At 74.1% G+C, this 22,040-nt stretch carries 16 protein-coding genes; 7 read left to right on the plus strand and 9 right to left on the minus strand.

Annotation, left to right across the window (positions count from 1 at the left end):
- Positions 1-58 precede the first annotated feature (58 nt).
- The 3 genes from ACFQ79_RS03060 to ACFQ79_RS03070 form a co-directional block, all read right to left on the minus strand.
- On the minus strand, positions 59-2,416 hold the full coding sequence (locus tag ACFQ79_RS03060; RefSeq protein ID WP_383579066.1) for a tetratricopeptide repeat protein: 2,358 nt from the start codon (positions 2,414-2,416) through the stop codon (positions 59-61).
- A 26-nt stretch (positions 2,417-2,442) separates the two neighbouring features.
- Positions 2,443-3,306 carry an oxygenase MpaB family protein gene (locus tag ACFQ79_RS03065; protein ID WP_383579067.1) on the minus strand — a complete coding sequence of 288 codons (864 nt, stop codon included), beginning with the start codon at positions 3,304-3,306 and terminating at the stop codon, positions 2,443-2,445.
- A 186-nt stretch (positions 3,307-3,492) separates the two neighbouring features.
- Entirely contained in the window at positions 3,493-4,863 is a 1,371-nt protein-coding gene (locus tag ACFQ79_RS03070; RefSeq protein ID WP_383579068.1) for an FAD-binding oxidoreductase, read from the minus strand.
- A 222-nt stretch (positions 4,864-5,085) separates the two neighbouring features.
- Between ACFQ79_RS03070 and ACFQ79_RS03075 the strand changes: the two genes are divergently transcribed.
- Positions 5,086-5,367 carry a pyrimidine/purine nucleoside phosphorylase gene (locus ACFQ79_RS03075; protein ID WP_383579069.1) on the plus strand — a complete coding sequence of 94 codons (282 nt, stop codon included), beginning with the start codon at positions 5,086-5,088 and terminating at the stop codon, positions 5,365-5,367.
- 36 nt (positions 5,368-5,403) lie between these two features.
- Here ACFQ79_RS03075 and ACFQ79_RS03080 read toward each other — a convergent pair whose 3' ends face one another.
- Together ACFQ79_RS03080 and ACFQ79_RS03085 are read right to left on the minus strand one after the other, a co-directional pair.
- Entirely contained in the window at positions 5,404-6,594 is a 1,191-nt protein-coding gene (locus ACFQ79_RS03080; RefSeq protein ID WP_383579070.1) for an acyl-CoA dehydrogenase family protein, read from the minus strand.
- Between the two features lie 219 nt (positions 6,595-6,813).
- Positions 6,814-7,014, minus strand: a complete 201-nt coding sequence (locus ACFQ79_RS03085) for a hypothetical protein (RefSeq protein ID WP_030314702.1) — start codon at positions 7,012-7,014, stop codon at positions 6,814-6,816.
- 254 nt (positions 7,015-7,268) lie between these two features.
- Here ACFQ79_RS03085 and ACFQ79_RS03090 point away from each other — a divergent pair, with 254 nt between their 5' ends.
- The gene (locus ACFQ79_RS03090) at positions 7,269-7,532 is read left to right on the plus strand and encodes a hypothetical protein (protein ID WP_383579071.1); all 264 of its coding nucleotides are present in this window, start codon (positions 7,269-7,271) and stop codon (positions 7,530-7,532) included.
- Positions 7,533-7,559: 27 nt separating this feature from the next.
- Here ACFQ79_RS03090 and ACFQ79_RS03095 read toward each other — a convergent pair whose 3' ends face one another.
- The gene (locus tag ACFQ79_RS03095; RefSeq protein WP_383579072.1) at positions 7,560-10,883 is read right to left on the minus strand and encodes a BTAD domain-containing putative transcriptional regulator; all 3,324 of its coding nucleotides are present in this window, start codon (positions 10,881-10,883) and stop codon (positions 7,560-7,562) included.
- Between the two features lie 209 nt (positions 10,884-11,092).
- Between ACFQ79_RS03095 and ACFQ79_RS03100 the strand changes: the two genes are divergently transcribed.
- Both ACFQ79_RS03100 and ACFQ79_RS03105 read left to right on the plus strand, forming a co-directional pair.
- Positions 11,093-13,165 carry a SpoIIE family protein phosphatase gene (locus ACFQ79_RS03100; RefSeq protein ID WP_383579073.1) on the plus strand — a complete coding sequence of 691 codons (2,073 nt, stop codon included), beginning with the start codon at positions 11,093-11,095 and terminating at the stop codon, positions 13,163-13,165.
- 87 nt (positions 13,166-13,252) lie between these two features.
- Entirely contained in the window at positions 13,253-14,278 is a 1,026-nt protein-coding gene (locus ACFQ79_RS03105; protein ID WP_383579074.1) for a PHP domain-containing protein, read from the plus strand.
- Positions 14,279-14,421: 143 nt separating this feature from the next.
- Here ACFQ79_RS03105 and ACFQ79_RS03110 read toward each other — a convergent pair whose 3' ends face one another.
- Positions 14,422-15,819 carry an NADP-dependent succinic semialdehyde dehydrogenase gene (locus ACFQ79_RS03110; protein WP_383579075.1) on the minus strand — a complete coding sequence of 466 codons (1,398 nt, stop codon included), beginning with the start codon at positions 15,817-15,819 and terminating at the stop codon, positions 14,422-14,424.
- A gap of 43 nt (positions 15,820-15,862) precedes the next feature.
- Entirely contained in the window at positions 15,863-16,618 is a 756-nt protein-coding gene (locus ACFQ79_RS03115) for a ThuA domain-containing protein (protein WP_383579076.1), read from the minus strand.
- 125 nt (positions 16,619-16,743) lie between these two features.
- Here ACFQ79_RS03115 and ACFQ79_RS03120 point away from each other — a divergent pair, with 125 nt between their 5' ends.
- Together ACFQ79_RS03120 and ACFQ79_RS03125 are read left to right on the plus strand one after the other, a co-directional pair.
- Positions 16,744-17,631, plus strand: coding sequence for a DUF3626 domain-containing protein (locus ACFQ79_RS03120; RefSeq protein WP_383579077.1), 888 nt, complete (start codon positions 16,744-16,746; stop codon positions 17,629-17,631).
- Between the two features lie 157 nt (positions 17,632-17,788).
- Entirely contained in the window at positions 17,789-18,595 is an 807-nt protein-coding gene (locus ACFQ79_RS03125) for a class II aldolase/adducin family protein (protein ID WP_383579078.1), read from the plus strand.
- Here ACFQ79_RS03125 and ACFQ79_RS03130 read toward each other — a convergent pair.
- Positions 18,559-19,335, minus strand: coding sequence for a TetR/AcrR family transcriptional regulator (locus ACFQ79_RS03130; protein WP_383579079.1), 777 nt, complete (start codon positions 19,333-19,335; stop codon positions 18,559-18,561). The two genes, ACFQ79_RS03125 and ACFQ79_RS03130, sit on opposite strands and share 37 nt — an antisense overlap.
- Before the next feature lie 103 nt (positions 19,336-19,438).
- Here ACFQ79_RS03130 and ACFQ79_RS03135 point away from each other — a divergent pair, with 103 nt between their 5' ends.
- A complete protein-coding gene (locus tag ACFQ79_RS03135) occupies positions 19,439-22,036 on the plus strand; it encodes an FHA domain-containing protein (protein WP_383579080.1) in 2,598 nt (865 codons plus the stop codon).
- Positions 22,037-22,040: the final 4 nt, after the last annotated feature.

Here is a 22,040-nt window from a genome sequence, read left to right on the forward strand (position 1 = left end):
CGGCGGCCGCCCCCGGCGGGCGGTGCGGTCGGCTCAGGTCTGCGGTGGTGCGGTGGGCTCAGGTCTGCGGCGGTGCGGTGGCCGCTCTCAGGTGGAGGGCGGCGGCCTCGGCGTGGCGGCCCAGCCGCTCCAGGCAGTGGGCCTCGTCGTCCAGGGCCGCGAGGGTGTCGGGGTGGGCCGGGCCGAGGAGGCGGGTGCGGGCGGCGGCGACCGCGCTGTGCGAGGCGAGTGCCTCCTCCCAGCGGCCGAGGCGACCGAGGGCGACGGCGGTCTCCCGACGGCTCAGAAGGGTGTCCGGGTGGTCCGGGCCGAGGACCCGCTCGCGGTCCGCGTGGACGCTCTCGGACTCGGTGAGCGCCTCGGGCCAGCGGCCGAGGCGGCCGAGGTTGACGGCCAGGGCGTGGCGGGCGCGGAGGGTCTCGGGGCCGTCGGCGCCCTGAGCGCGGGTGCGCGCGGCGACGAGGTCGTGGCAGACGCCCAGCGCGTCCGCGGCCTGACCGAGCCGGCCGAGGAGGACGCCGGTCTCGTAGCGGGCGGCGAGGGTGTCCGGGTGGTCGGGCCCCAGGGCGGCGGCGCGCGCGTCGGCGACCGCGCGGTACTGGGCGAGGGCCTCGTCGCCCCGCCCCAACCGCCCGAGCGTGTAGGCCACTTCGCGCCGGGTCACCAGGGTGTCGGGATGGTCCTCGCCGAGCAGCCGGGCGCGTGCCTCGGCGACCTCCTGCGCCGTGCGGTACGACTCCTCGTGGCGGCCCAGGCGGCCGAGCGTGAAGGCGAGGTTGTGGCGACAGCGCAGGGTGTCCGGGTGGTCGGGGCCCACCGTCCGCTCGCGTGCGGCGAGCACGGTGACGTACACCTGGTACGCCTCGGGGTGCCGTCCCAGGCGGCCGAGCGCGTACGCCCGCTCCTGCCGGGCCGCGAGGGTGTCGGGGTGGTCCTCGCCGAGGACGCGCGCGCGGGTGGCGGCGACCGTGCCGAAGACGCGCAGGGCGTCGGCGGGGCGGTCGAGCCGGGCGAGGGCGAAGCCGACCTCGTAGTGGCTGGCCAGGGTGTCCGGGTGGTCCTCGCCGAGGGCCGCCGATCGGTGCTCGGCGACGGACCGGTGCACGGACTCGGCCTCGTCCCAGCGGCCGAGCCGTCCGAGGCCCATGCCCGCCCGGTACCGGCCGGCGAGCACCGCGATCAGCTCGGCGGAGGCAGCGGGGCGCACCGGCGCGGCCTCGTGCGCCGCGGGCTCGCCGACGGTGCCCGGGGCGGCGGTCGTCCACTCCGTGGTGAGCACGGCCGCGGCGGGGTCGTGGGCGACCGGGCGCGGCGCGCCCGCGGCGTCGGCGGGCCGGTGCCCGCCGGTGATCGCCCGGACCCACGCGGGCATGGGGACGGTCAGACCGGGATCGGCACCGGCACCGGCACCGGCACCGGCACCGGGAAGGGAACCGTGCCCGGACTCGGAGGCGGAACCGGGCCCGCCCGCGGAGCCCGGCCCCGGCCCCGGTCCCGGTCCCGGGACGACGGTCGCCCCGGCCTGCGAAGCGCCGGCGGCGGCGCCCGCCCCCGGCAGGGACAGCGCGACCCGCCCCGTCACGATCCGGCGGCGCAGGTCCCCCGCGTCGGCCGGCCGCTCCGCCGGCACCTTGGCGAGCAGGTCGACGACGATCCGGTCGAAGTAGTCCGGGAGTTCGGCCCGGTGGGCGCGCGGCGGATCGGGCACCGTGTCCCGGTGCCCGATGAGGATCGCCCAGGAGTCGCCCAGGTCGAAGGGCGGGACGCCGGTGGCGAGCTCGTACAGCACGCATCCCAGCGAGTAGAGGTCGCTGCGGTGGTCGATCTCGCCGCCGCCGATCTGCTCGGGCGACATGTAGTGGGGCGTGCCCATGGCGATGCCCGTGCCGGTGAGCTTGGACGTGAAGCCGACGTCCGCGCCGAGGCGCGCTATGCCGAAGTCGCAGATCTTCACCGTCCCGTCCCGCAGCCGCATGATGTTCGCGGGCTTCAGGTCGCGGTGCACGATCCCGTGCCGGTGGGTGTACGCGAGGGCGTCGGCGACCTGGTCGGCGATCTCGACGACGTCGTGGACGGGCAGCGGATGCTGGGCGTTGGCGGTGAGGAGCTGGCTGAGATTGCGTCCCTCGAGGAGTTCCATGACGAGGAAGAGCACGCCGTCGTACTCGCCGAAGTCGTGCACGACGGTGATGCCCCGGTGCTGGAGCGAGGCGGCCACCCGCGCCTCGCGCCGGAACCGCTCGCGGACCACGGTGAGGACCTGCGGGTCCTGCTGCGGGCCGATCGGCTTGAGGCACTTCACGGCGACCCCGCGGCCGAGCGCCTCGTCGGTGGCGCGCCACACCTCGCCCATGCCCCCGCGACCGATGACCTCGTGCAGGCGGTACCGGCCCTGGATCAGTCTGGAGTCCCCCATCGTGTACTGCCGCCCCCGTCGATCTCCTACGCCTTTCCCGGCTCCTCCAGTATGGACGCCGGTTCGGACAGTGGGTACGGGGCGGGGTACGTGTAAGGGTCGGGTCGCGCTCCGGGGCCGAGCCGGTCCATGGCGCGGAGGATGTGGCCGGGCGGCAGCCGCCAGCGCAGGCGGGCTGGGACGCGGCGCAGCAGGTCGGCCGTGGTGACGAGGCGGCGGGTGACGGTCTCCCGCGGCGGCGCGGGGCGGCCGTAGAGCTTGTGGGCGTAGGGGGGCAGAGTGTCGTACGCGAGCGCCGCGACGCGCCGCCAGATCACCTCGCGCGCCGGTACCAGAACGGGTTTCACCGGCGGCCTGCGCAGGAAGTCCTCGACGGTACGGGCGTCCGCCCCGGCCTCCAGCCGGGGCCGTACGGTCTCGAAGTAGGCGGCGAGTGCGGCGGTGGATCCGGGGACGGTGGCCGGATCGAGCCCGACGAGCCGCGCCGAGGTGCGGTGTTCGTCGACGTAGCGGTCGGCCTGGGCGTCGGTGAGCGGGATGCCCGAGCGGCGTGCGACCGAGAGGTACGAGTCGGTCTCGGCGCAGTGCACCCAGAGGAGCAGCTCCGGGTCGTCCACGCCGAGCCGCCGATGGATCCGGCGCACCCGGGCCCCGGCGGCTTCGGCGGCCTCGGTGGTCCCGTAACTCAGGGTCCCGACGAAGTCCGCGGTCCGCATGAGCCGCCCCCAGGGATCCTTCCGGAAGCTGCTGTTGATCATGACGCCGCGTACGGCGACGGGATGCAGCGCCTGCAGCCACAACGCCCGCACGCCCGCGATCCACATGACCGGGTCGCTGTGCACCTGCCAGGTCACGGAACGGGGTCCGAAGAGCCCCGGGTCGGCACTCAAGAAGCGTCCTCGCTCATACCGTTCAGGCTACGTCGGAAGCCGCTCCGTGGAGCCGGCCGTGCACGAAGGGGGAGCGGGCGTTCCGGCAGGACCCGTGGGCCAGGACCGGTGGGTCAGGACCGGTGGGTCAGGACCGGTGGGTAGGACCCGTGGGCCAGGACCGGTGGGCCAGGCCCTGTGGAGGTCTCAGGGTTCGATGTTCTGGTTCAGGTGGAACAGGTTCCCCGGGTCGTAGGTCCGCTTGGCCTCGACCAGGCGGTCGTAGTTCGCCCCGTAGTTGGCCCTGATCCGGCCCCGGTCGTCGTCGGCCATGAAGTTGATGTAGCCGCCCTCCTCGGAGTGCGGGGCGGTGGCCTCGTAGTAGTCGCGGACCCAGGCGATGTTGGCCTCGTTGGCGGAGGCGTCGGGCCACATGCCGGCGATGACGGTGGCGAAGGAGGCGTCCCGGTAGGCGAAGGCCGTGGCGTCGGGGGCGACGCGGTGGCAGGCGCCGTTGATCGGGTAGATGTGGACGGTCGAGTTCACGGCGGGCAGCCCCGGGGCGTGCCGGAGGTGCGCCTCGATCGCGGCGTCGGTCAGCTCGGTGACGAAGTTGGCCTTCCAGTAGTGCTGGAGGCCGGGTGGTACGAGCGCGTCGAAGGCGCTGTTGAGCGCCGGGTACGGCATGGGACCGACGTGCTCGGCGACGACCGGCGCGAACTCACGGAGGGGCCGCAGGGCCTTCTCGCCCTCGTCGAGCGGTCCGGACCAGCAGGCCACGACCAGGGCGAAGGTGTCGCCGTGCCGGTCCTCCGGGATGAACGGGAGCGGCGGGGCGATCTGGAAGGCGGGGAACCCGCCCAGTTGCTCCGGTGCGTCGGCGATGTGGTCGGCGAAGGCGCGCACGACGGTGGCCGCGTCCTCCAGTTCGAAGAGCATCGGTCCGCCGTAGATGTCCTTGACGGGCGCGAGCCGGTACTCGAACGAGGTCACGGCGCCGAAGTTGCCGCCGCCTCCGCGCAGGGCCCAGAACAGGTCGGCGTTCTGCTCCTCGTCGGCGACGAGGAGCCGGCCGTCCGCGGTCACCACGTCGGCCGAGACGAGGTTGTCGCAGCTGAGGCCAAGCCCTCGGGCCAGATAGCCGATGCCGCCGCCGAGGGTGAGTCCGCCGACGCCGGTGGTGGAGATGATCCCGCCGGTGGTGGCGAGGCCGAAGGGGTACGTCGCCGCGTTGAAGTCGCCCCAGGTCGCCCCGCCCTCGGCGCGGGCCGTCCGCCGCACGGGGTCGACGCGGACGCCTCGCATCCCGGAGAGATCGGCCACGACGCCGCCCTCGCACGTCCCGAAGCCGGGGACGCTGTGCGCGCCGCCCCGGACCGCCAGATCGAGCCCGTTCTCGCGGGCGAAGTCGACCGCGGCCATGACGTCGCCCGCGTTGACGCAGCGCACGATCACGGCGGGTCTCTTGTCGATCATGGCGTTGTGCACCGTGCGTGCCTCGTCGTAGGCGTCGTCGTCGGCTGTGACGACCGTCCCGCGTACCCGTTCGCGCAGCTGGTCGTTCGAGAGCTTGCCCATGGCCACCGCTCCTCGTTCGAATCATCTCCACGCTACGCCGATGACGCGGGGGCTCAACCGGAGCCCGGACGCACGGACACCGGCCCGTTCCGTCCAGTACGTGAGACCGGGCCGGCCGGGGATTCGTCCACCCTCGCCGCGCCCTTAAAGTGCCCCTACGTGTGGCCGGTACACGATGCCCCGGCCACTCCTCCCACTCACCTGATTCGCATGAGGATGCCCATGTTTACGGTCAACGAGTACTTCGACGGCACGGTCAAGTCGATCGCGTTCACGCAGGAGCAGGGTCCCGCGACGATCGGCGTCATGGCCCCCGGGGAGTACGAGTTCGGCACCGCCGCTCCGGAGATCATGCACGTGGTCAGCGGCGCCCTGACGGTGCGGCTGCCCGGTGCCGAGGCGTGGGAGACGTTCGCCGCCGGGGACCTGTTCGAGGTCCCCGGCGACAGCAGGTTCCAGCTGCGGGTCGCGGTGGAGACCGCCTACCTCTGCGAGTACCGCTGACCCTGCCCGGCCCGGAGGCGCCGCCGCCGGGTGTCGCTAACGGCGGACGCGGGGCATGCCCAGGCCGATCCAGGAGATGATCTCGCGCTGGATCTCGTTGTTGCCGCCGCCGAAGGTGAAGATGACGGCCGAGCGGTAGCCGCGTTCGAGTTCGCCGTGGAGGACCGCGCCGGCCGAGCCCTCCTTGAGGGCGCCCGCCGCGCCGACGACCTCCATGAGGGCCGCGTAGGCGTCGCGGCGGGCCTCGGAGCCGTAGACCTTCACGGCGGAGGCGTCCTGGGGGGTGAGGGTGCCGTTCTGGACGGCGTTCACCATCTGCCAGTTGAGGAGTTTCATCGCGTCGAGCCGGGCGTGGGTGCGGGCCAGGGCGCGGCGGACCCAGGGCAGGTCGATGACGCGCCGGCCGTCGGTGAGCGGAGTGCCGGCGGCCCAGTGCTGGACGTCGTGGAGCGCGCGGATCGCCATCGTGCCGTGGGCGGCGAGGGTGACGCGCTCGTGGTTCAGCTGGTTGGTGATGAGGCGCCAGCCCTTGTTCTCGTCGCCGACCCGGCGCGAGGCGGGGACCTTGATGTCGTCGTAGTAGCTGGCGGTGGTGTCGTGCGAGGCGAGGGTGTTGATGATCGTGCAGGAGTAGCCGGGGTCGCCGGTCGGGACGAGCAGCATCGTGATGCCCTTGTGGGGCGGCGCGTCCGGGTCGGTGCGGACCGCGAGCCAGACCCAGTCGGCGGTGTCGCCGTTCGTGGTCCAGATCTTCTGCCCGTTGACCGTGTACGTGCCGTTGGTCTCGTCCCCCTCACGGACCGCGCGGGTCTTCAGTGCGGCGAGGTCGGTGCCCGCGTCGGGCTCGCTGTAGCCGATGGCGAAGTCGATCTCGCCGGAGAGGATCCGCGGCAGGAAGTACGCCTTCTGCTCGTCGGTGCCGAAGCTCATGATCGTCGGTCCGACGGTGTTCAGCGCCATGAGCGGCAGGGGTACGCCCGCCTGTGCGGCCTCGTCGAAGAAGATGAACTGTTCCATCGGGGTCAGCCCCCGCCCGCCGTACTCGGTCGGCCAGCCGACGCCGAGCCAGCCGTCGGCGCCGAGCCGGCGCACGGTCTCCCGGTAGAAGCGCTTCTGCGCCGCCGGGTCCGCGTAGCGGGTGTGGACGTCCGCGGGGACCAGCTCGGCGAAGTACGCACGCAGCTCGGCGCGCAGGCTGTTCTGGGCGGGCGTGTATTCGAGGTGCATGGGGCGGGCCTCCCGTGGCGGCTGTCCTGCGGCGGCGGTCCTGCGGGGTCCCCGGAGTCACCCGGGCGGTGCGACGCGCGACGGCGGCCACGGTAGAACGTGTTCCACAAATGCGGAAGCCTCGGAGCGGCTCCGGACGGCCCTCGGCCCCGGTTCGCAGCTGCCGAACCGGGGCCGAGAGGGTTGTCGAGGGGTACTGCGGGTCATGGCCGGGGCGGCCTACGGCAGCAGCTCGTCCATGGAGGCGCGACCCTTCTCCGCCATACGGCGTTCCGCCCAGGCGAGGGTCTTCGGAGTCACGTCACGGCCGGAGGCGAGGACCAGGTCCTCGGCCGTGAACTCGCCCTCCGACCCGGAATGCAACAGCCGGTCGGGCGTCGGGAAGTCCCCCAGGGACGTCTTGTCGGGCTCAGCGTTCATGCCGCCTCCTACGTGTTCGTCCGGCACTCGCCATTCTCGTGTCCGGTCACCGCGTCCGCATCCGGGAGCGGCGCGGCCCGGCGCCTCCCGGGCCGCCGCACTCCACCGCCGGGCCGACCCTCGGGGACCTCGCGGAGGCCCGGGAACGTCTGGCGTCCGGCCGAGCGGGTGGGCGGGGCCTGGGGCACGGCCACCCCGACGAGCTGGCCGCCGGTGCCGGGGCGCACTCGAACAACCGCTCTAGCATGCGGTGGGTGAACCCCCGCCACCGTGCCCGGATCCTGCCCGTCGTCTGCGTCCTCGCCCTCGTCGTGTTCGGGTGGTACGCCACCCGGTCCGTCCGTCCTCCAGACTGCGAGGTCGCCTTCTCCGCGTTCACCGGCGGTGACGGACAGCCCCTCCCCGAGAACGGCGAGCCGGTGACCTGGGACGAGCTGAGCGAACGCGCCTACCAGGACCTGGTCGCCGCGGGACGCTGCGAGCCGCCCTCGGCCCGCTGGCGCCACTGGATCGGCTGACCGGGTCCGTGCGTCGTCGGGACGCGGTCAGGAGGCCGGAGTCGTGCCCGGGTTCCGGACGAGCTCCGCGGCCGTACGGGCCGCGAGCCCCGTCCCCTCCCCGTAGTGGCGGGTGTACGCCTCCGAGGACAGCGCCGCGCGGAGGGTCTCCTCGGCTCGCGCCCTGATCAGGGCCTCCGTCTCGGGTGTGAAGGGCCGGAAGCCGCCGTCCGTGCCGGAGGTGGCGTGGGCGTCGTACGCGCCGAGGAGCCGCGCCCCGGTCGCGGCGTCACCCGGCCCGCCCCGCCCGCCGAGCGCCCACGCGGCCGTGGCGAACTGGGTGACGAGCAGGTACGGGGCGACCAGATGGGCGAGGGTCTCCACCTCCGTGACGGCGCGCGCCAGCCGCTCCGCGGCCCGGTCGTAGGCGCCGTCGAGGCAGTCGAGCCAGGCCCACGCTCCTCCGGCGAGCCCCCAGAAGAGGCCAGGGGTCACATCTCCGAACTCGCCCTCCAGGCGGGAGAGCTGAGCCCGTGCGAGACCGGTGCGCCCGGTGTGGCCGTAGTGCTGGGTGAGCAGCAGCCGTGCGGACCCCGCGACCTCGGCGCCCCATTCCCCCGCCGCGTCGGCGGCTTCGGCCAGGAGCTTCTCGGCCGCCGGGTCCCCCTCCGGGGGGATGCGGAGTCGTACGGCCGCGAGGCGCGCGGTGTACAGGGGCACCTGGGAGCGGGCGCCGACGTGGGCGGCGGCGTCCGTGGCCCGCTCGAAGTCGGCGGCGGCCTCGGCGAGCCGGCCCGCGCGCTCGTAGGCCTCGCCCCGGGCGGCGTGTGATTCGGCGATGCCCCAGGAGTCCCCGGCCGTCTCGAAGAGGGCGAGCGCCTCGGCCGCGTCCTGGGGGCCGTGGACGACGAGCTTGGCCCGTACGAGGAGGGCGAAGGCCAGGTCCCAGCCGGGGGCGTGGGCCCGGCAGGCGTCGACGAGCGCCGTCAGGGTCTCGTCGAGGCCGGAGAACTCTCCGGTCATGAGACGGGCGAAGTACCACATCATCGCCGGCTGGCGGCAGGTCTGCGGAAGGCCGGGGCGGTACGCGGAGACCAGCGCGGCGAGCCTGGCGCGGGTCTCGGGGTGTTCGAACGGGGTGGCGCCCCGGCCGCCCTGGGTCGCGAGCACATAGAGCCGCCCGCCGCGCCGGGCCTCGGCGAGTCGCTCGCCGTGCCACGGCGGCGGGACGTCCGTGCACAGGCCGTCGAGCGGCTCGGCCGGGCGGACGGGCTCCTGGAACGGGTCGGGACCGAGCCGGCCCGCCTCCGCGGCCCAGACGCGGGCGTCGACCTGGTGGTGGCGCAGCTGCCAGAACCAGCTGAGGGAGTGGACGAGGCAGAGGACCTCCTGCTCCTCGCCGAGCGCGACGGCCGTCCGCAGGGCCCCCCGGAGGTTGTCGTGCTCGCGCTCCAGGAGGGCGGTGGCGGCGACCTGACCCGAGCCGCGGAGTGCGGGGTCGGTGGCACGGGCGAGTTCCCGGTAGTACGTGAGATGGCGCCGCTCGGTCGCGACCCGCTCCCCGGACTCCTCAAGGCGCTCCCCCGCGTACTCCGCCACCGTCTCCAGAAGCCTGAACCGCATCCCCTCACCGTCCCGGCCGGGGCGGGCCACCACCAGCGACTTGTCGACCAGAGCGCCCAGCAGGTCCAGCACCTCCGGGGCTCCGCCGCCGGCGCACACCGCCTCCGCCGCCGTCAGGTCCGCACCCCCCGTGAACACCGCGAGCCGCCGCAGCACCGCCCGCTCCGGCTCCTCGAGGAGGTCCCACGACCAGTCGACCACCGCCCGCAACGTCTGCTGCCGCGGCAGCACCGTCCGCGCTCCCGACGTCAGCAACCGGAACCGGTCGTCCAGCCGCTCCGCGATCTGACGCACCGACAGCAGCCGCAACCGCGCCGCCGCCAGCTCGATCGCCAACGGCAGACCGTCAAGACGCCGGCACACCTCCTCCGCCGCCGCCCGGTCCTCCGCCACCACGAACCCCGCACGCGCCGCCGCACCCCGCTCCCCGAGCAGACGCAACGCCATCCCCATCGGCAGCGGCCCCAGCGGCCGCACCACCTCGCCCGGCACCCCCAACGGCTCCCGGCTCGTCGCGAGCACGGTGACGCCCGGGCAGCGGGTGAGCAGCACGTGCGCGAGCTCGGCCGCCGCGGCGACCACGTGCTCGCAGTTGTCGAGGACGAGCAGCATCCGCCGCCCGGCGCAGTGTTCGACGAGCTCGGCGAAAGGGTCCTCCGGGTCCGTCGCGGCGACCGCAGCGCGGTGCCAGACGTGCGTCTCGCGCGCGCCGACCGCGCTGAGGACGGCCGCGACGACCGTGGACTCCTCGCGCACGGAGGCGAGTTCGGCGAGGCGGACCGGGCCGTCCTGGTACGTATCGGCCGCTTCCAGGGCGAGCCGCGTCTTGCCGACGCCACCCGGCCCGGTGAGGGTGACGAGCCGCCGGGCGCCCCACTCGGCGGCGAGCGCGCCCAGGGCGTCGTCCCGGCCGATGAACGAGGTCAGCCGGGCGGGCAGACCGACCGCCTGCCCCCTGCCCTCGTGCGCGGCCCGCGAAGGAGGGGCCTCGGGCGCCGTGTCCGTCAGGAGTTCGGCGTGGAGGGCGCGCAGTTCGGGTCCGGGGTCCGTGCCCAGCCGGTCCGCGAGACCCGCGCGGACCTCCTCGTACACGGACAGGGCCTCGGCCGGCCGCCCGGCCGCCCGCAGGGCGCGGATCCGCAGGGCCTGGAGGGGTTCGTCGAGCGGTTCTCCGGCCGCCAGGGCGGCGAGGGGTGCGAGGACCTCCGTGGCCCGTCCCAGGGCCAGGTCGGCGGCGAGCCGGTCGCGGCGCGCCTGTGCATGCCGTTGTTCGAGCCGTACGACGAGGGGGTCGGTGTCCCGGCCGGGCAGATCCGCGAGGGCGGGACCCCGCCAGAGCCCGAGGGCCTCGTCGAGGAGGGCGGCGGCCCGGGCCGGGTCCCCGGCGCCGAGCGCCGCGGAGCCTTCGGCGGCGAGCCGTTCGAAGCGGTGGAGGTCGACGGCGTCCGGGGCGGCGGCCAGCCGATAGCCGCCGCCGGGCGCGGAGACGACGGCCTCCCGGCCCACGGCCCGGCGCAACCGCCCGACGAGGGCCTGGAGCGCCGCCGTACGGTCCTGGTCCGGGTCATCGGCGCGGTCGGCGTCGCCCCACACCTGGTCGATCAGCGCGCGGGTGCCCACCGACCGGCCGCCGGCCGCCGCGAGGGCGGCGAGCAGGGCGCGAAGCCTGCTGCCGCTCAGGACGGCCTCCGTCCCGTCGTCGGTACGGAGGGCCTGACACGGACCGAGAACACGGTAGGGCGGCTGCACCGGCCCATTCTGCCCCGGAGCGCGCCGCGGCCCGCCGGCATTTTCGCGCGGCGCCGCGCGGGGCGGGCCCTCGAAGGCGCCGCGCGGCGCTTCCGTCGCCGCGCGGCCGGCCTCCCACCGCCCCCGGCCGTTCCCCCGCCGGGGCGAACTCGCGCCACGCCGTGTCATCGCCATGGCGTCGAAGGGGTGCGGGTTCGACAATGGGGAGGATGACCGATGAAGACCGGCGTACGCGCAATGGCGAGATCGGGCCCGCCGAGTGGCTCGCCATGAACCGGAACGGCAGCTTCGACTGGGATCTCGACACGGGCACCATCGATGTCGACAGGTCCGGGCTGCTGGTCTTCGGGGTGGCCCCGGACGCCTTCGACGGCCGACCGGTGACGCTGATCGCCCGCCTCGACCCCGAGGAGCGGACCAAGCTGGAGGCGGTCGTACGGGAGGCGGTCAGGAGCGGCGAGGTGTCGTACACCGCGCACTTCCCCATCCCGCAGGCCGACGGACCACCCCACTGGACGCACGTGCAGGCGCGGATCCTGCGCTCGCCGGACGGGCGGGCACGGCGGATCGTCGGGGTCGTGCGGGACACGACCGCCGAGGTCACGCGCTTCGCGTTCGTCCAGGAGCTGGAGAAGCGCCGCGAGGTCCAGACGAACATCGTCGAGCGGACGACGGCCGCTCTCTCGCGCGCGGTGACCGTGGACGACGTGACGGCCGCCCTGACCGGCCCCGGCGGACTCGCCAGGCTCGGCGCGGACGGCCTGGCACTCGGCCTCGTCGAGAACGGCTCGCTCAACATCATCGCGCTCAGCGGCGAAACCCTCGACGCGCTCGACGACTTCCGGGTCCGGCGGCTCGACCGGGGCATGCCGCTCGCCGAGGCGGTGCTCAGCGGGCGGCCCCGGTTCGTCTCCTCCTTCCCGTCGCTCGGTCGGGACTTCCCCGAGCTGGCCCCCTACCTGGCGCGGCTGGACTTCCGGGCGGCCTGCTATCTGCCACTGGTGGCGCAGGCGCGGTCGCTCGGCGGCATGGCCCTGTTCTACCGGGGCCGTACCTCGTTCAACGCCGACGAGCGCAACCTGGCCCTCGGGCTCGCGGCGATCGTCGCCCAGTCCCTCCAGCGGGCGATCCTCTTCGACGAGGAGCGGGAGCTCGCGACCGGGCTCCAGGCGACGATGCTGCCGCGCCGGATCCCCCGGATCACCGGCGGCGAGATCGCCGTGCGGTACCACGCGGCCTGGAGCGGGCGGCAGGTCGGCGGCGACTGGTACGACGTCATCCCGCTGCCCCGCGGGCGGGTCGGGATCGTCGTGGGCGACGTCCAGGGGCACGACACCCATGCCGCCGCCATCATGGGGCAGCTGCGCATCGCCCTGCGCGCGTACGCGGGTGAGGGCCACGCCCCGTCGACGGTACTGGCCCGCGCCTCCCGGTTTCTCGCCGAACTCGACACCAACCGCTTCGCCACCTGCACGTACGCCCAGGTGGACCTGGGCAGCGGCACGTTGCGGGCCGTACGGGCCGGGCATCTCGGGCCGCTGATCCGGCACACCGACGGCCGGGTCGGGCAGCCCAAGCTGCGCGGCGGGCTGCCGCTGGGGCTCGCGACGGTCTTCGGCGACGAGGAGTTCCCCGAGACGCGGCTCGACCTCGTCCCCGGGGAGACGCTGGTGCTGTGCACGGACGGGCTCGTCGAACAGCCCGGGTCGGACATCGAGACCGGTCTCACCGCGCTCTCGGAGGCCATCAGCAGCGGCCCGCCGCAGGCGGAGGCGCTCGCCGACCACCTCTCCGAGCGGCTCTGGGAGCGCTGGGGCTCCGGCGACGACGTGGCGCTCCTGGTGCTGCGGCGCAGCCCGGACCCGGGCACGCCCCGCGCGCCGCGCATCCACCAGTACATCCACCAGGCCGACCCGCAGGGCCTGTCGGACGCGCGCGCGGCCGTGGGGCAGGCGCTGCGCGACTGGGGCATGTCGGAACTGGCGGACGACGCCGAGCTGTTGACGGGTGAGCTGCTCGTCAACGTGCTGCTGCACACCGAGGGCGGTGCGGTGCTGACCCTGGAGGTGCTGCCCGAACCGGTGCGGCGGGTCCGGCTGTCGGTGCAGGACCGGTCGAGCGCCTGGCCCCGCCGGCGTACCCCGGGCGAGGCGGCGACCTCGGGGCGCGGACTCATGCTGCTCGACGCGCTGGCGTCGCGGTGGGGTGTCGAGCCGCGCGGCGAGGGCAAGGCCGTGTGGTGCGAGATCGGTCCGGTGGAGGTCCCGGCGCCGACGCCGTGAACGGCGTCTGCGGCGGGCCGGGGACGCCCCTGGGAAGCGGACCCGAGGACGGGCCCCGAGGGCCCCGAGGAAGTGAGGAGCGACGTCATGGATCCTGTGGCCGCCCTGAACCGGATCGCGTTCCTCCTTGAGCGCGCCCAGGCCCCGGGGTATCGCGCGCGGGCCTTCCGTACGGCCGCCGCCGCGGTCTCCGCCCTGCCGGCGGGCGAGGCGGCCGAGCGGGCGGCGGCGGGCACCCTGGAGTCCGTGAAGGGCCTCGGGCCGAAGACGGCGGCTGTGGTGCGCGAGGCGCTGGACGGCCGGGTCCCGGAGTATCTGGCGGGGCTCGAGGCGGAGCTGGAGGAGTCCCTGCGGACCGCCGGTCCGACGGGCGGCGGCGAGGCGCTGCGGGCGGCCCTGCGCGGCGACTGCCATCTCCACTCGGACTGGTCGGACGGCGGTGCCACGATCGAGGACATGGGCCGTGCGGCGGCGGGTCTCGGCCACGAGTGGGCCGTGCTCACCGACCATTCGCCCCGGCTGACGGTGGCGCGGGGCCTGTCGGCCGAGCGGCTCCTGGAGCAACTGGACGTGGTGGCGCGGCTGAACGAGGAATGGGCGCCGTTCCGTCTGCTCACCGGGATCGAGTGCGACATCCTGGAGGACGGATCGCTGGACCAGGAGCCCGAGCTGCTCGACCGTCTCGACCTGGTGGTCGGTTCGGTCCACTCGAAGCTCCGGATGGACGGGAGGGCGATGACCCGCCGGCTCGAACGGGCCGTGCGCAATCCGCTGATGGACGTGCTCGGGCACTGCACGGGCCGCCTGGTGGCGGGCGGACGACTGCGGCCGGAGTCGGAGTTCGACGCGGAGCGGGTGTTCGCCGCGTGCGCCGAGTCCGGGACGGCCGTCGAGATCAACAGCCGCCCGGAGCGGCTCGACCCGCCGCGGCGGCTGCTGCGGCTCGCCGTGGCGGCGGGCACGTACTTCGCGGTGGACACGGACGCGCACGCGCCGGGCCAGCTGGAGTGGCAGATCCTCGGGTGCGCGCGGGCGGAGGAGTGCGGAGTGCCGGAGGAGCGGGTGATCAACACGTGGTCGGCGGAACGGTTGTCGGAGTGGACTCGGGCCTGAGGGAGCGACGCGTGGCCCTGCGCGGCGCTGCGCCTGGGCACCCGCTCAAGCGCGCCTGAGCACCCGCGCGAACGCCCCCGGGCACCCGCGCGAACCGGCGTTCCGGCCGGCGCGGGGGCTCGGGTGAGCCGGCGGACGGGTGGTCAGGCGCGCTGCCAGACCGTCGTCGCGTTGCAGAACTCGCGGATGCCGTGCCCGGAGAGCTCACGGCCGTACCCGGAGCGCTTGATCCCGCCGAAGGGCAGGGCGGGGTGCGAGGCCGTCATGCCGTTGACGAACACGCCCCCGGCCTCCAGGTCGCGCACGAAGAAGGCGACGTCCTCGGCCGAGCGGGTCCAGACGTTGGAACTGAGGCCGAACGGGGAGTCGTTGGCGACGGCCACGGCCTCCTCGATGTCACGGACCGGGTACACCGTGGCGACCGGCCCGAAGGCCTCCTCCTGGTGGATCCGCATCTCCGGGGTGATGCCGGCGAGGACGGTGGGCCGGTAGTACCAGCCGTTCGCGAACGCCGGCTCCTCCGGCCGGTGGCCGCCGCACAGGGCGGTGGCGCCCCGTCGTACCGCGTCGTCGACGAGCGCCTCGAGGTCGGTGCGGCCCTGTTCGGTGGCGAGGGGGCCGACGTCGGTGGACTCGTCGAGGGGGTCGCCGACCGTGAGGGCGTTCATGGCGGCGGTGAAGCGCTCGGAGAAGTCGTCGTACACGTCCTGGTGGACGATGAACCGCTTGGCGGCGATGCAGGACTGACCGTTGTTCTGCACGCGCGCGGTGACGGCCGTCTTCACGGCCCCGACGATGTCGGCCGAGGGCATGACGATGAACGGGTCGCTGCCGCCGAGTTCCAGGACGGTCTTCTTGACCTCGTCGCCCGCCACGGAGGCGACGGCCCGGCCCGCGGGTTCGCTGCCGGTGAGGGTGGCGGCGACGACCCTGGGGTCGCGCAGCACGCGCTCGACGTCGCGGGAGCCGATGAGCAGGGTCTGGAAACAGCCCTCGGGGAATCCCGCGCGGCGGAAGAGGTCGCCGAGGTAGAGCGCGGTCTGCGGCACGTTGGAGGCGTGCTTGAGCAGGCCGGTGTTGCCCGCCATGAGCGCGGGCGCGGCGAAGCGGACGACCTGCCAGAGCGGGAAGTTCCACGGCATGACGGCGAGGATCGGGCCGAGGGGGCGGTAGTGGACGCGCGCGACGTCGGCGCCGGAGTCCTGGACGTCGCTCTCCGCCGGGTGCTCGTCGGCGAGCAGTTCCTCGGCGTTGCGGGCGTACCAGCGCATCGCCTTGGCGCACTTGGCGGCCTCCGCGCGGGCGGCGGCGACGGGCTTGCCCATCTCGACGGTCATGGTGTGCGCGATGTCCTCGGTGTCCTCGTCGAGGAGGCCGGCGGCGGCGCGCAGCAGACGGGCGCGCTCGGCGAAGGAGGTGGTGCGGTACTGGCGGAACGCCTCGTGAGCGGCGGCGATCCGCCGCTCGACCTCCTCGGGCCCGTGGGCCTCGTAGACGCGCAGCGTCTCGCCGGTCGCGGGGTTCACGGTGGCGATGCCCATGACGGGTCTCCTCCTGACATCGGCCCCCGTCTGCACGTTTCCGCTAAGCGGGGCTCGGCGCAACAGGGGCGGTGCGGTGGGGTGACACGAAAGGGGCGGCGACCTGGGGAAACGTGGCCGCAGGCGGTTTCTGGGCGGTGAGCCAGGTCAGGGCGCCGGAGAGGTGGGCGCGGAAGGCGGGGTCGCGGTACGTCTCCGCGTCGTGGCCGAGCGCGGTGAAGAAGACCCGCCCGCCGTCGATCTCCCGGCACCAGACCAGCGGGTGGTCGTCACCGTGGGTGCCGCCCCGGTAGGAGGTCTCGTCGGCCCGGGCGAGGACCCGTACCCCGGCCTCCGCGCCGCCCCGGGGGTCGGAGGTGAAGTTGTACCACTCGTCGGTCCAGGCCCAGCGGGCCGGCAGGGATGCCGTCGCGGGGTGGTCGTGGTCGTCGACCAGGACGATGCCGGGCTGGATCTCGGGGTGGCCGTCGAAGCGGGTGCCGAGCAGCTCGCCGTAGAAGGGCCAGTCCGGCTCGGCGTTGGCCGCCGCGTGGACGGCGAGGAGGGCGCCGCCGCTCCTGAGGTACGCCTCCAGGGCGGCGCGCCCTTCCGGCGTCAGGACGTTCCCGGTCGTGGACAGCAGGACGACGACGGCGCACCCGGCCAGGCGCCCGGGCGTGAACACGTCCGGCTCCTCGGTGACCTCGGCCTTCCTCCCGAGGTCCTGAGCCAGCTCCGTGAGCGCGGCGGCCCCGTCGGGGATCGAGTCGTGGCGGTAGCCCGTGGTGCGGGTGTAGATCAGGACGTCCGGGGTGGGCACGCGGGACTCCATCCAGGAGACGGGGACGGCGGACAGGACCGGGGGTAAGCGCTTTCCGTACGAGGTCGACCGTAGCCATCGAAAACCCCGGGCCGCAACCCTCGGCCCTCCGTCACACTGCCCCGATGACACGGATCCACGCCGAAGGGCACACCCGGACCCAGCCCGCCCCGCACCCGCACCCGCACCCGCACCCGCACCCGCACCCGCACGCATACGCACACCGCGCCCTGGCCCATGTGGCGGCCCGTTCCACCGGCGAGGCGATCGACCCCGCCCTGCGGGTCACCCTCAACTTCCACCCGCACTTCCTCGACCGGCTGGCCGACGAGGGGGTCTACCGCTCCCAGTTCGTCACCGGAACCGGCAACGGCGGCCTCACCGCCCGCCCCGGCGGCGACCGTCGGCGCTGGGAGAGCCGCATCTTCGGCGGTACGTACGACGAGGCCCCGGCGGACGCGCGCCCGGTCTCCGGCGCCCTCGACTTCCGCCGCCGCCCGTTCGGTGCCGCGCCCCGCTTCGGTTCCGCCCATCTGCGGCTGACGGCCGCCGCCGTGGACCGGGCGACCTTCTGCTATCCGGACAGCTTCCTGGAGCCCACCGACTTCGGCGTCGCGGCCCGGATGAGCCTGATCGCGCTCGCCGAGGGCGACGACAAGGACCTGCTCGACGACTACATCGAGGCGCAGATCCACGGTCCGGTCCACATCGCGCGCGATGTGGAGGTACTGGTCCTGGACCCGAGCCACCGGGGCACGGAGGTGGAGGCGGCTGCCCGGCGCCTGCCCTGCCCGGTGGAGTGGCACGGCGGATTCCGGCTGTCCGTCGACGAACTGCGGCGGCATCCCGGGTTCCGTGGGCAGGAGTACGTGGAGCTCGGCGCCCGGATCGCGGTCGACGGCCTGCTCGATCCCCGGATCGTGCAGGAGGCGGCGGGCTCGGGGCGGTACGACCCGCAGGACGTGAAGAAGGTCTGGCACTACCTGGCCCGCTTCGGCGCGCCGGCCGCCTGACCGGCCGGCGTACTCCGCGAGCCGCTCCTCGACGTGTCCTCGGATCCGTTGTCGTATCGGATACATCTCTGTATCTTTTGGCGCGCCGCGCCTCCCCCGCGCCCATCCGTGCCCCACCGCGCCCCACCGCGTCCCACCCGCTCACCGAGGAGCCGTCATGAGCACCGTGCCGCCCGCGCTCGCCGCCGCCGTCGGGCCGTTGCCCGAAGGGGTCGTCCTTGCCCTGCCGCCCACCTTCGACTCCGTCGAGGAGGAGCGCCGGTACCGCAAGGAGCAACTCGCCGCCGGTTTCCGCATCTTCGGGAGGTTCGGCTTCTCCGAGGGGGTCGCCGGGCACATCACCGTCCGCGACCCCGGCGACCCGAACGCCTTCTGGGTCAACCCCTTCGGCATGAGCTTCGGTCAGATCAAGGCCTCCGACCTGATCCTGGTGGACCACGAGGGGACCGTGCTGGAGGGGCGCAGGCCCGTGAACCGGGCGGCGTTCGTCATCCACTCGCGGGTCCACGCCGCCCGGCCCGACGCGATCGCCGCCGCGCACTCGCACTCCCTGCACGGCAAGGCCTTCTCCAGCCTCGGCATCCCGCTCGACCCGATCACCCAGGACGCCTGCGCCTTCTTCGAGGACCACGGGATCTACGACGACTACCGGGGCGTGGTCAACGAGACCGAGGAGGGCGAGCGGGTCGCCAAGGCCCTCGGCGACCACAAGGCGGTCATCCTCAAGAACCACGGACTGCTGACCGTCGGGCAGTCCGTCGCCGAGGCCGTGTGGTGGTTCGTCACCATGGAGCGGTCCTGCCAGGCGCAGCTCCTCGCGATGGCGGCGGGCACGCCGCAGCACATCGACCGGGAGACGGCCCTGCTCACGCGGGGGCAGATCGGCGGGCACCTGGCCGGCTGGTTCCAGGCGCGTCCGCTGTGGGATCAGATCACGGCGTCGGACCCGGACCTCTTCGACTGACCTTCGGCTGACCTTCGTCCCTCCGCACCGTTGTCGATGCCGGTGCCGGTGTCGATGCCGGTGCCGGTGCCGGTGCCGGTGCCATGGTCGGCGCCGTGGTCGGCGGCAGCGGCGGTGTCGGTGCCGGCGCCGGGGAGCTCGCGCGTCGTCACCTCCAGGAGCGGGGCGAGGAACTGTCGCTCCAGGCTGCCCGGCGGCAGCTCCGCCGGCTCCACATAGCTCTGCGCGAGTCCGCCCTCGCGCAGGGCGATGAGAAGGCGGGCGAACCGGTCGGCGTCCACGGTCAGTTCGCGCCCGGCCCGGCGCAGGACGAGGGTGAGCCCGCGGGCGATCTCGGCCCGCAGCCGCGCGTCGTGGCGCGCGAGCACCCAGGCGGCCTGCGGGTCGCGGATGGCGTGCAGGGTGAACTCGGTGGTGACGAGGTACCAGTCCCGCTCGTCCGGTTCGACCCGGGCGGCGAGCTCCGCGAGCCGGGTCAGCGTGTACTCCTCGGCGGTCAGCGCGTCGATCGCCTCGGCGAGCCGCCGTACGGTCCGGTCGCTGTGCTCGTCGAAGAGGGCGAGGAAGAGCTCTTCCTTGCTGGCGAAGTTCGAGTAGTACGCGCCCCGCGTGAATCCGGCGCGCTCGCAGATCTGCTCGATCGTCGTCGCGTGGAAGCCGTGCTCCGCGAAGGTCTCCAGGGCGGCCTTCAGGAGCGCCGCGCGGGTACGGGGCCGCCGCCTGGTGACACCTTTCGGCACGGGTGGTTCCTCCCTCGTCCTGGGCCGCTTCCTGCGGCGGACGACCACCCTACCGGCGGCCTCATCCCGGGCAGGGATGACCACCGGCGGATAAAATTCACGCATGGGAGAGCGGCCCGTCGCGCCCGCGGCGCCTGAACTGGTCCTCGAGATCGACGGGGACGCGACCCGGATGAGTCCGAGCCGTGTGTATCGCATCGGGCGCGACCCCACCAGCGACATCGTGCTCGCCGACGCGCGCGCGTCCTGGCACCACGCGGTGCTCAGCGCCCCCGCCGGCCAGTGGACCCTCGCGGACGAGAACAGCACGAACGGCACCTTCACGGACGGCCTGCGTGTGGCCGGTCCGCGGGAGGTGGGCCCCGGGACGGTCGTACGGTTCGGCCATCCGGAGGACGGGCCGCGCGCGGTGCTGTCGTCGGGAGCGGCCCCTGCCACTCCCCAGGCGACGCCCGCGGCGGAGCCGGAGGCTCAGCCGCAAGCCCGACGGGAAGCGCCGCCCCGCCCCGAACCGGCACCGGCCGCCCGACCGGCCCCCCGGGCCACTCCAGCACCACCGCCACCTCCGCCGCCACCGGCATCTGCCCCGACGCCGGCCCCGGCGCCCGCGGCCCCGGCCGCCCCGGCCCCGGCGCCCTCCCCCGTGCCCCCCGACCTCGTCACCCCGCGGAACACGCCGACGCCCCGGCCCTCATCCGTCTCGCACCCCGCCGCCACCGGCACCTTCCGGCAGCCGACGTCCGTGCGGCCGTTGCCCGCCCACAGCATCCGGATCGGCCGTGCCCCCGACAACGACGTCGTCGTCCCCGACCTCGTCGTCTCCCGGCACCACGCCGAGCTGCGCGCCCGTCCCGACGGCACGTACTGGATCCATGACCTGGGCAGTCACAACGGCACGTACCTCAACGGCGCCCCCGTCGTCGACGCCCGCGTGACGCCGGACGACATCGTCGGTGTCGGCCACTGCGCCTTCTGTCTCATCGGCGGCCAGCTCGTCGAGTTCACCGACACCGGCGAGGTCTCCCTCGACGTCCAGTCGCTCGCCGTCACCGTCGACCACGGGCGCAAGACCCTCCTCGACGAGGTGTCGTTCCCCGTGGGCGAGAAGTGCCTGCTCGGGGTCGTCGGGCCGTCCGGCGCCGGGAAGTCGACCCTCCTGGGCGCGCTCACCGGGCAGCGCCCCGCCGACCGGGGCACGGTGCTCTACGACGGCCGTGACCTGTACCGGGACTACGCCGAGCTGCGGCAGCGCATCGGGCTCGTCCCGCAGGACGACATCCTGCACCTCCAGTTGACCGTGCGCCGGGCCCTCGGGTACGCGGCCGAGCTGCGCTTCCCCGAGGACACCGAGCCGGAGGAGCGGCGGGCCCGGGTGGACGAGGTGATCCAGGAGCTGGGGCTCGGGGAGCGCGCCCAGCAGCCGATCCACAGTCTCTCCGGCGGCCAGCGCAAGCGGGTGAGCGTCGCGCTCGAACTGCTCACCAAGCCGTCGCTGCTCTTCCTCGACGAGCCGACGTCCGGCCTCGACCCGGGCATGGACCGGTCCGTGATGCACATGCTGCGCGGGCTGGCGGACGACGGCCGGACGGTCGTCGTCGTCACGCACAGCGTGCTCAGCCTGGACGTGTGCGACCGGCTGCTGGTCCTCGCGCCGGGCGGCCGGGTCGCCTACTACGGGCCGCCCGCCGACTCCCTCGGCTTCTTCGGCTTCGACGAGTGGCCGGAGGCCTTCGAGGCCTTCGAGAACGACCGGGACCGCGACTGGGCCGGTCTGTACCGGTCCTCCCGCTTCCACCGGCGTTACGTCGCCGACGCGACGGCCCGCCCGAACGTCCCCGTGCCGGGGGCCGCCCCGGTGGAGCGGGAACCGGCCCCGCCGCCGAAGGCGCAGAGCTGGGGCTCCCAGCTGCGGACGCTCGTCCGCCGGTACACGGCGGCGCTCTCCGCCGACCGCACGTTCCTGGCCATCATGATCGCTTTGCCGTTCGTGATGGGCGCGATGGCCCGGGCCCTCTCCGAGGGCGGCTTCAACCAGGAGTCGACACTGAACGTCCTGCTCATCCTCTGTGTGGGCGGTGTCCTCACCGGCGCGGCGAACGCCGTCCGTGAGCTGGTCAAGGAACGCACGATCTACCGGCGCGAGAGAGCCGTCGGCCTGTCCCGCTCGGCGTACCTCGCCTCGAAGGTGGTCGTCCTCGGTGCGATCACGGTCGTCCAGGCGGTCGTCCTGACCCTGGTGGCCCTGATCGGCGTCCCGCTGAACGTGCCCGGCGGCAAGGGTGTCCTGATGCCGCCGCTCGTGGAGATCACCCTCGCCGTCGCACTGCTCTCGTTCACGGCGATGATGCTCGGTCTGCTCGTCTCCGCCCTGGTCCGCAAGGAGGAGGTGACGATGCCGCTGCTCGTCCTCCTCGCGATCGTGCAGGTGGTGTTCTGCGGGGCGCTCCTGACCGTACGGGGGACGCCCGTCCTCGAGCAGCTGGCGTGGCTGGTGCCGTCGCGGTGGGCGTTCGCGGCGATGGGCGCCACGGTCGACATCGGGACGGTCTCGCCGAGCGACAAGACGGCGGATCCGCTGATGGACCACACGGCGGCGGCCTGGCTGTTCGACATGGGCATGATGGTGGTGCTCTGTCTCGTCATCGGCCTGCTCGTGGCGCGGCTGCTGCGCCGCCACGAGCCGGTCGTCATGCGGAGGTAGGCCC

The sequence above is a fragment of the Streptomyces sp. NPDC056480 genome (assembly GCF_042795405.1).
Classification (GTDB): Bacteria; Actinomycetota; Actinomycetes; order Streptomycetales; family Streptomycetaceae; genus Streptomyces.

Bases quoted from the DNA above. Each gene is read 5' to 3' on its own strand.
- ACFQ79_RS03105 (WP_383579074.1), top strand. From the start codon at position 13,253: ATGGATCCTGTGGCCGCCCTGAACCGGATCGCGTTCCTCCTTGAGCGC.
- ACFQ79_RS03135 (WP_383579080.1), top strand. From the start codon at position 19,439: ATGGGAGAGCGGCCCGTCGCGCCCGCGGCGCCTGAACTGGTCCTCGAG.
- ACFQ79_RS03100 (WP_383579073.1), top strand. From the start codon at position 11,093: ATGACCGATGAAGACCGGCGTACGCGCAATGGCGAGATCGGGCCCGCC.
- ACFQ79_RS03125 (WP_383579078.1), top strand. From the start codon at position 17,789: ATGAGCACCGTGCCGCCCGCGCTCGCCGCCGCCGTCGGGCCGTTGCCC.
- ACFQ79_RS03070 (WP_383579068.1), bottom strand. From the start codon at position 4,863: ATGGGCAAGCTCTCGAACGACCAGCTGCGCGAACGGGTACGCGGGACG.
- ACFQ79_RS03110 (WP_383579075.1), bottom strand. From the start codon at position 15,819: ATGGGCATCGCCACCGTGAACCCCGCGACCGGCGAGACGCTGCGCGTC.
- ACFQ79_RS03080 (WP_383579070.1), bottom strand. From the start codon at position 6,594: ATGCACCTCGAATACACGCCCGCCCAGAACAGCCTGCGCGCCGAGCTG.
- ACFQ79_RS03060 (WP_383579066.1), bottom strand. From the start codon at position 2,416: ATGGGGGACTCCAGACTGATCCAGGGCCGGTACCGCCTGCACGAGGTC.
- ACFQ79_RS03120 (WP_383579077.1), top strand. From the start codon at position 16,744: ATGACACGGATCCACGCCGAAGGGCACACCCGGACCCAGCCCGCCCCG.
- ACFQ79_RS03075 (WP_383579069.1), top strand. From the start codon at position 5,086: ATGTTTACGGTCAACGAGTACTTCGACGGCACGGTCAAGTCGATCGCG.
- ACFQ79_RS03085 (WP_030314702.1), bottom strand. From the start codon at position 7,014: ATGAACGCTGAGCCCGACAAGACGTCCCTGGGGGACTTCCCGACGCCC.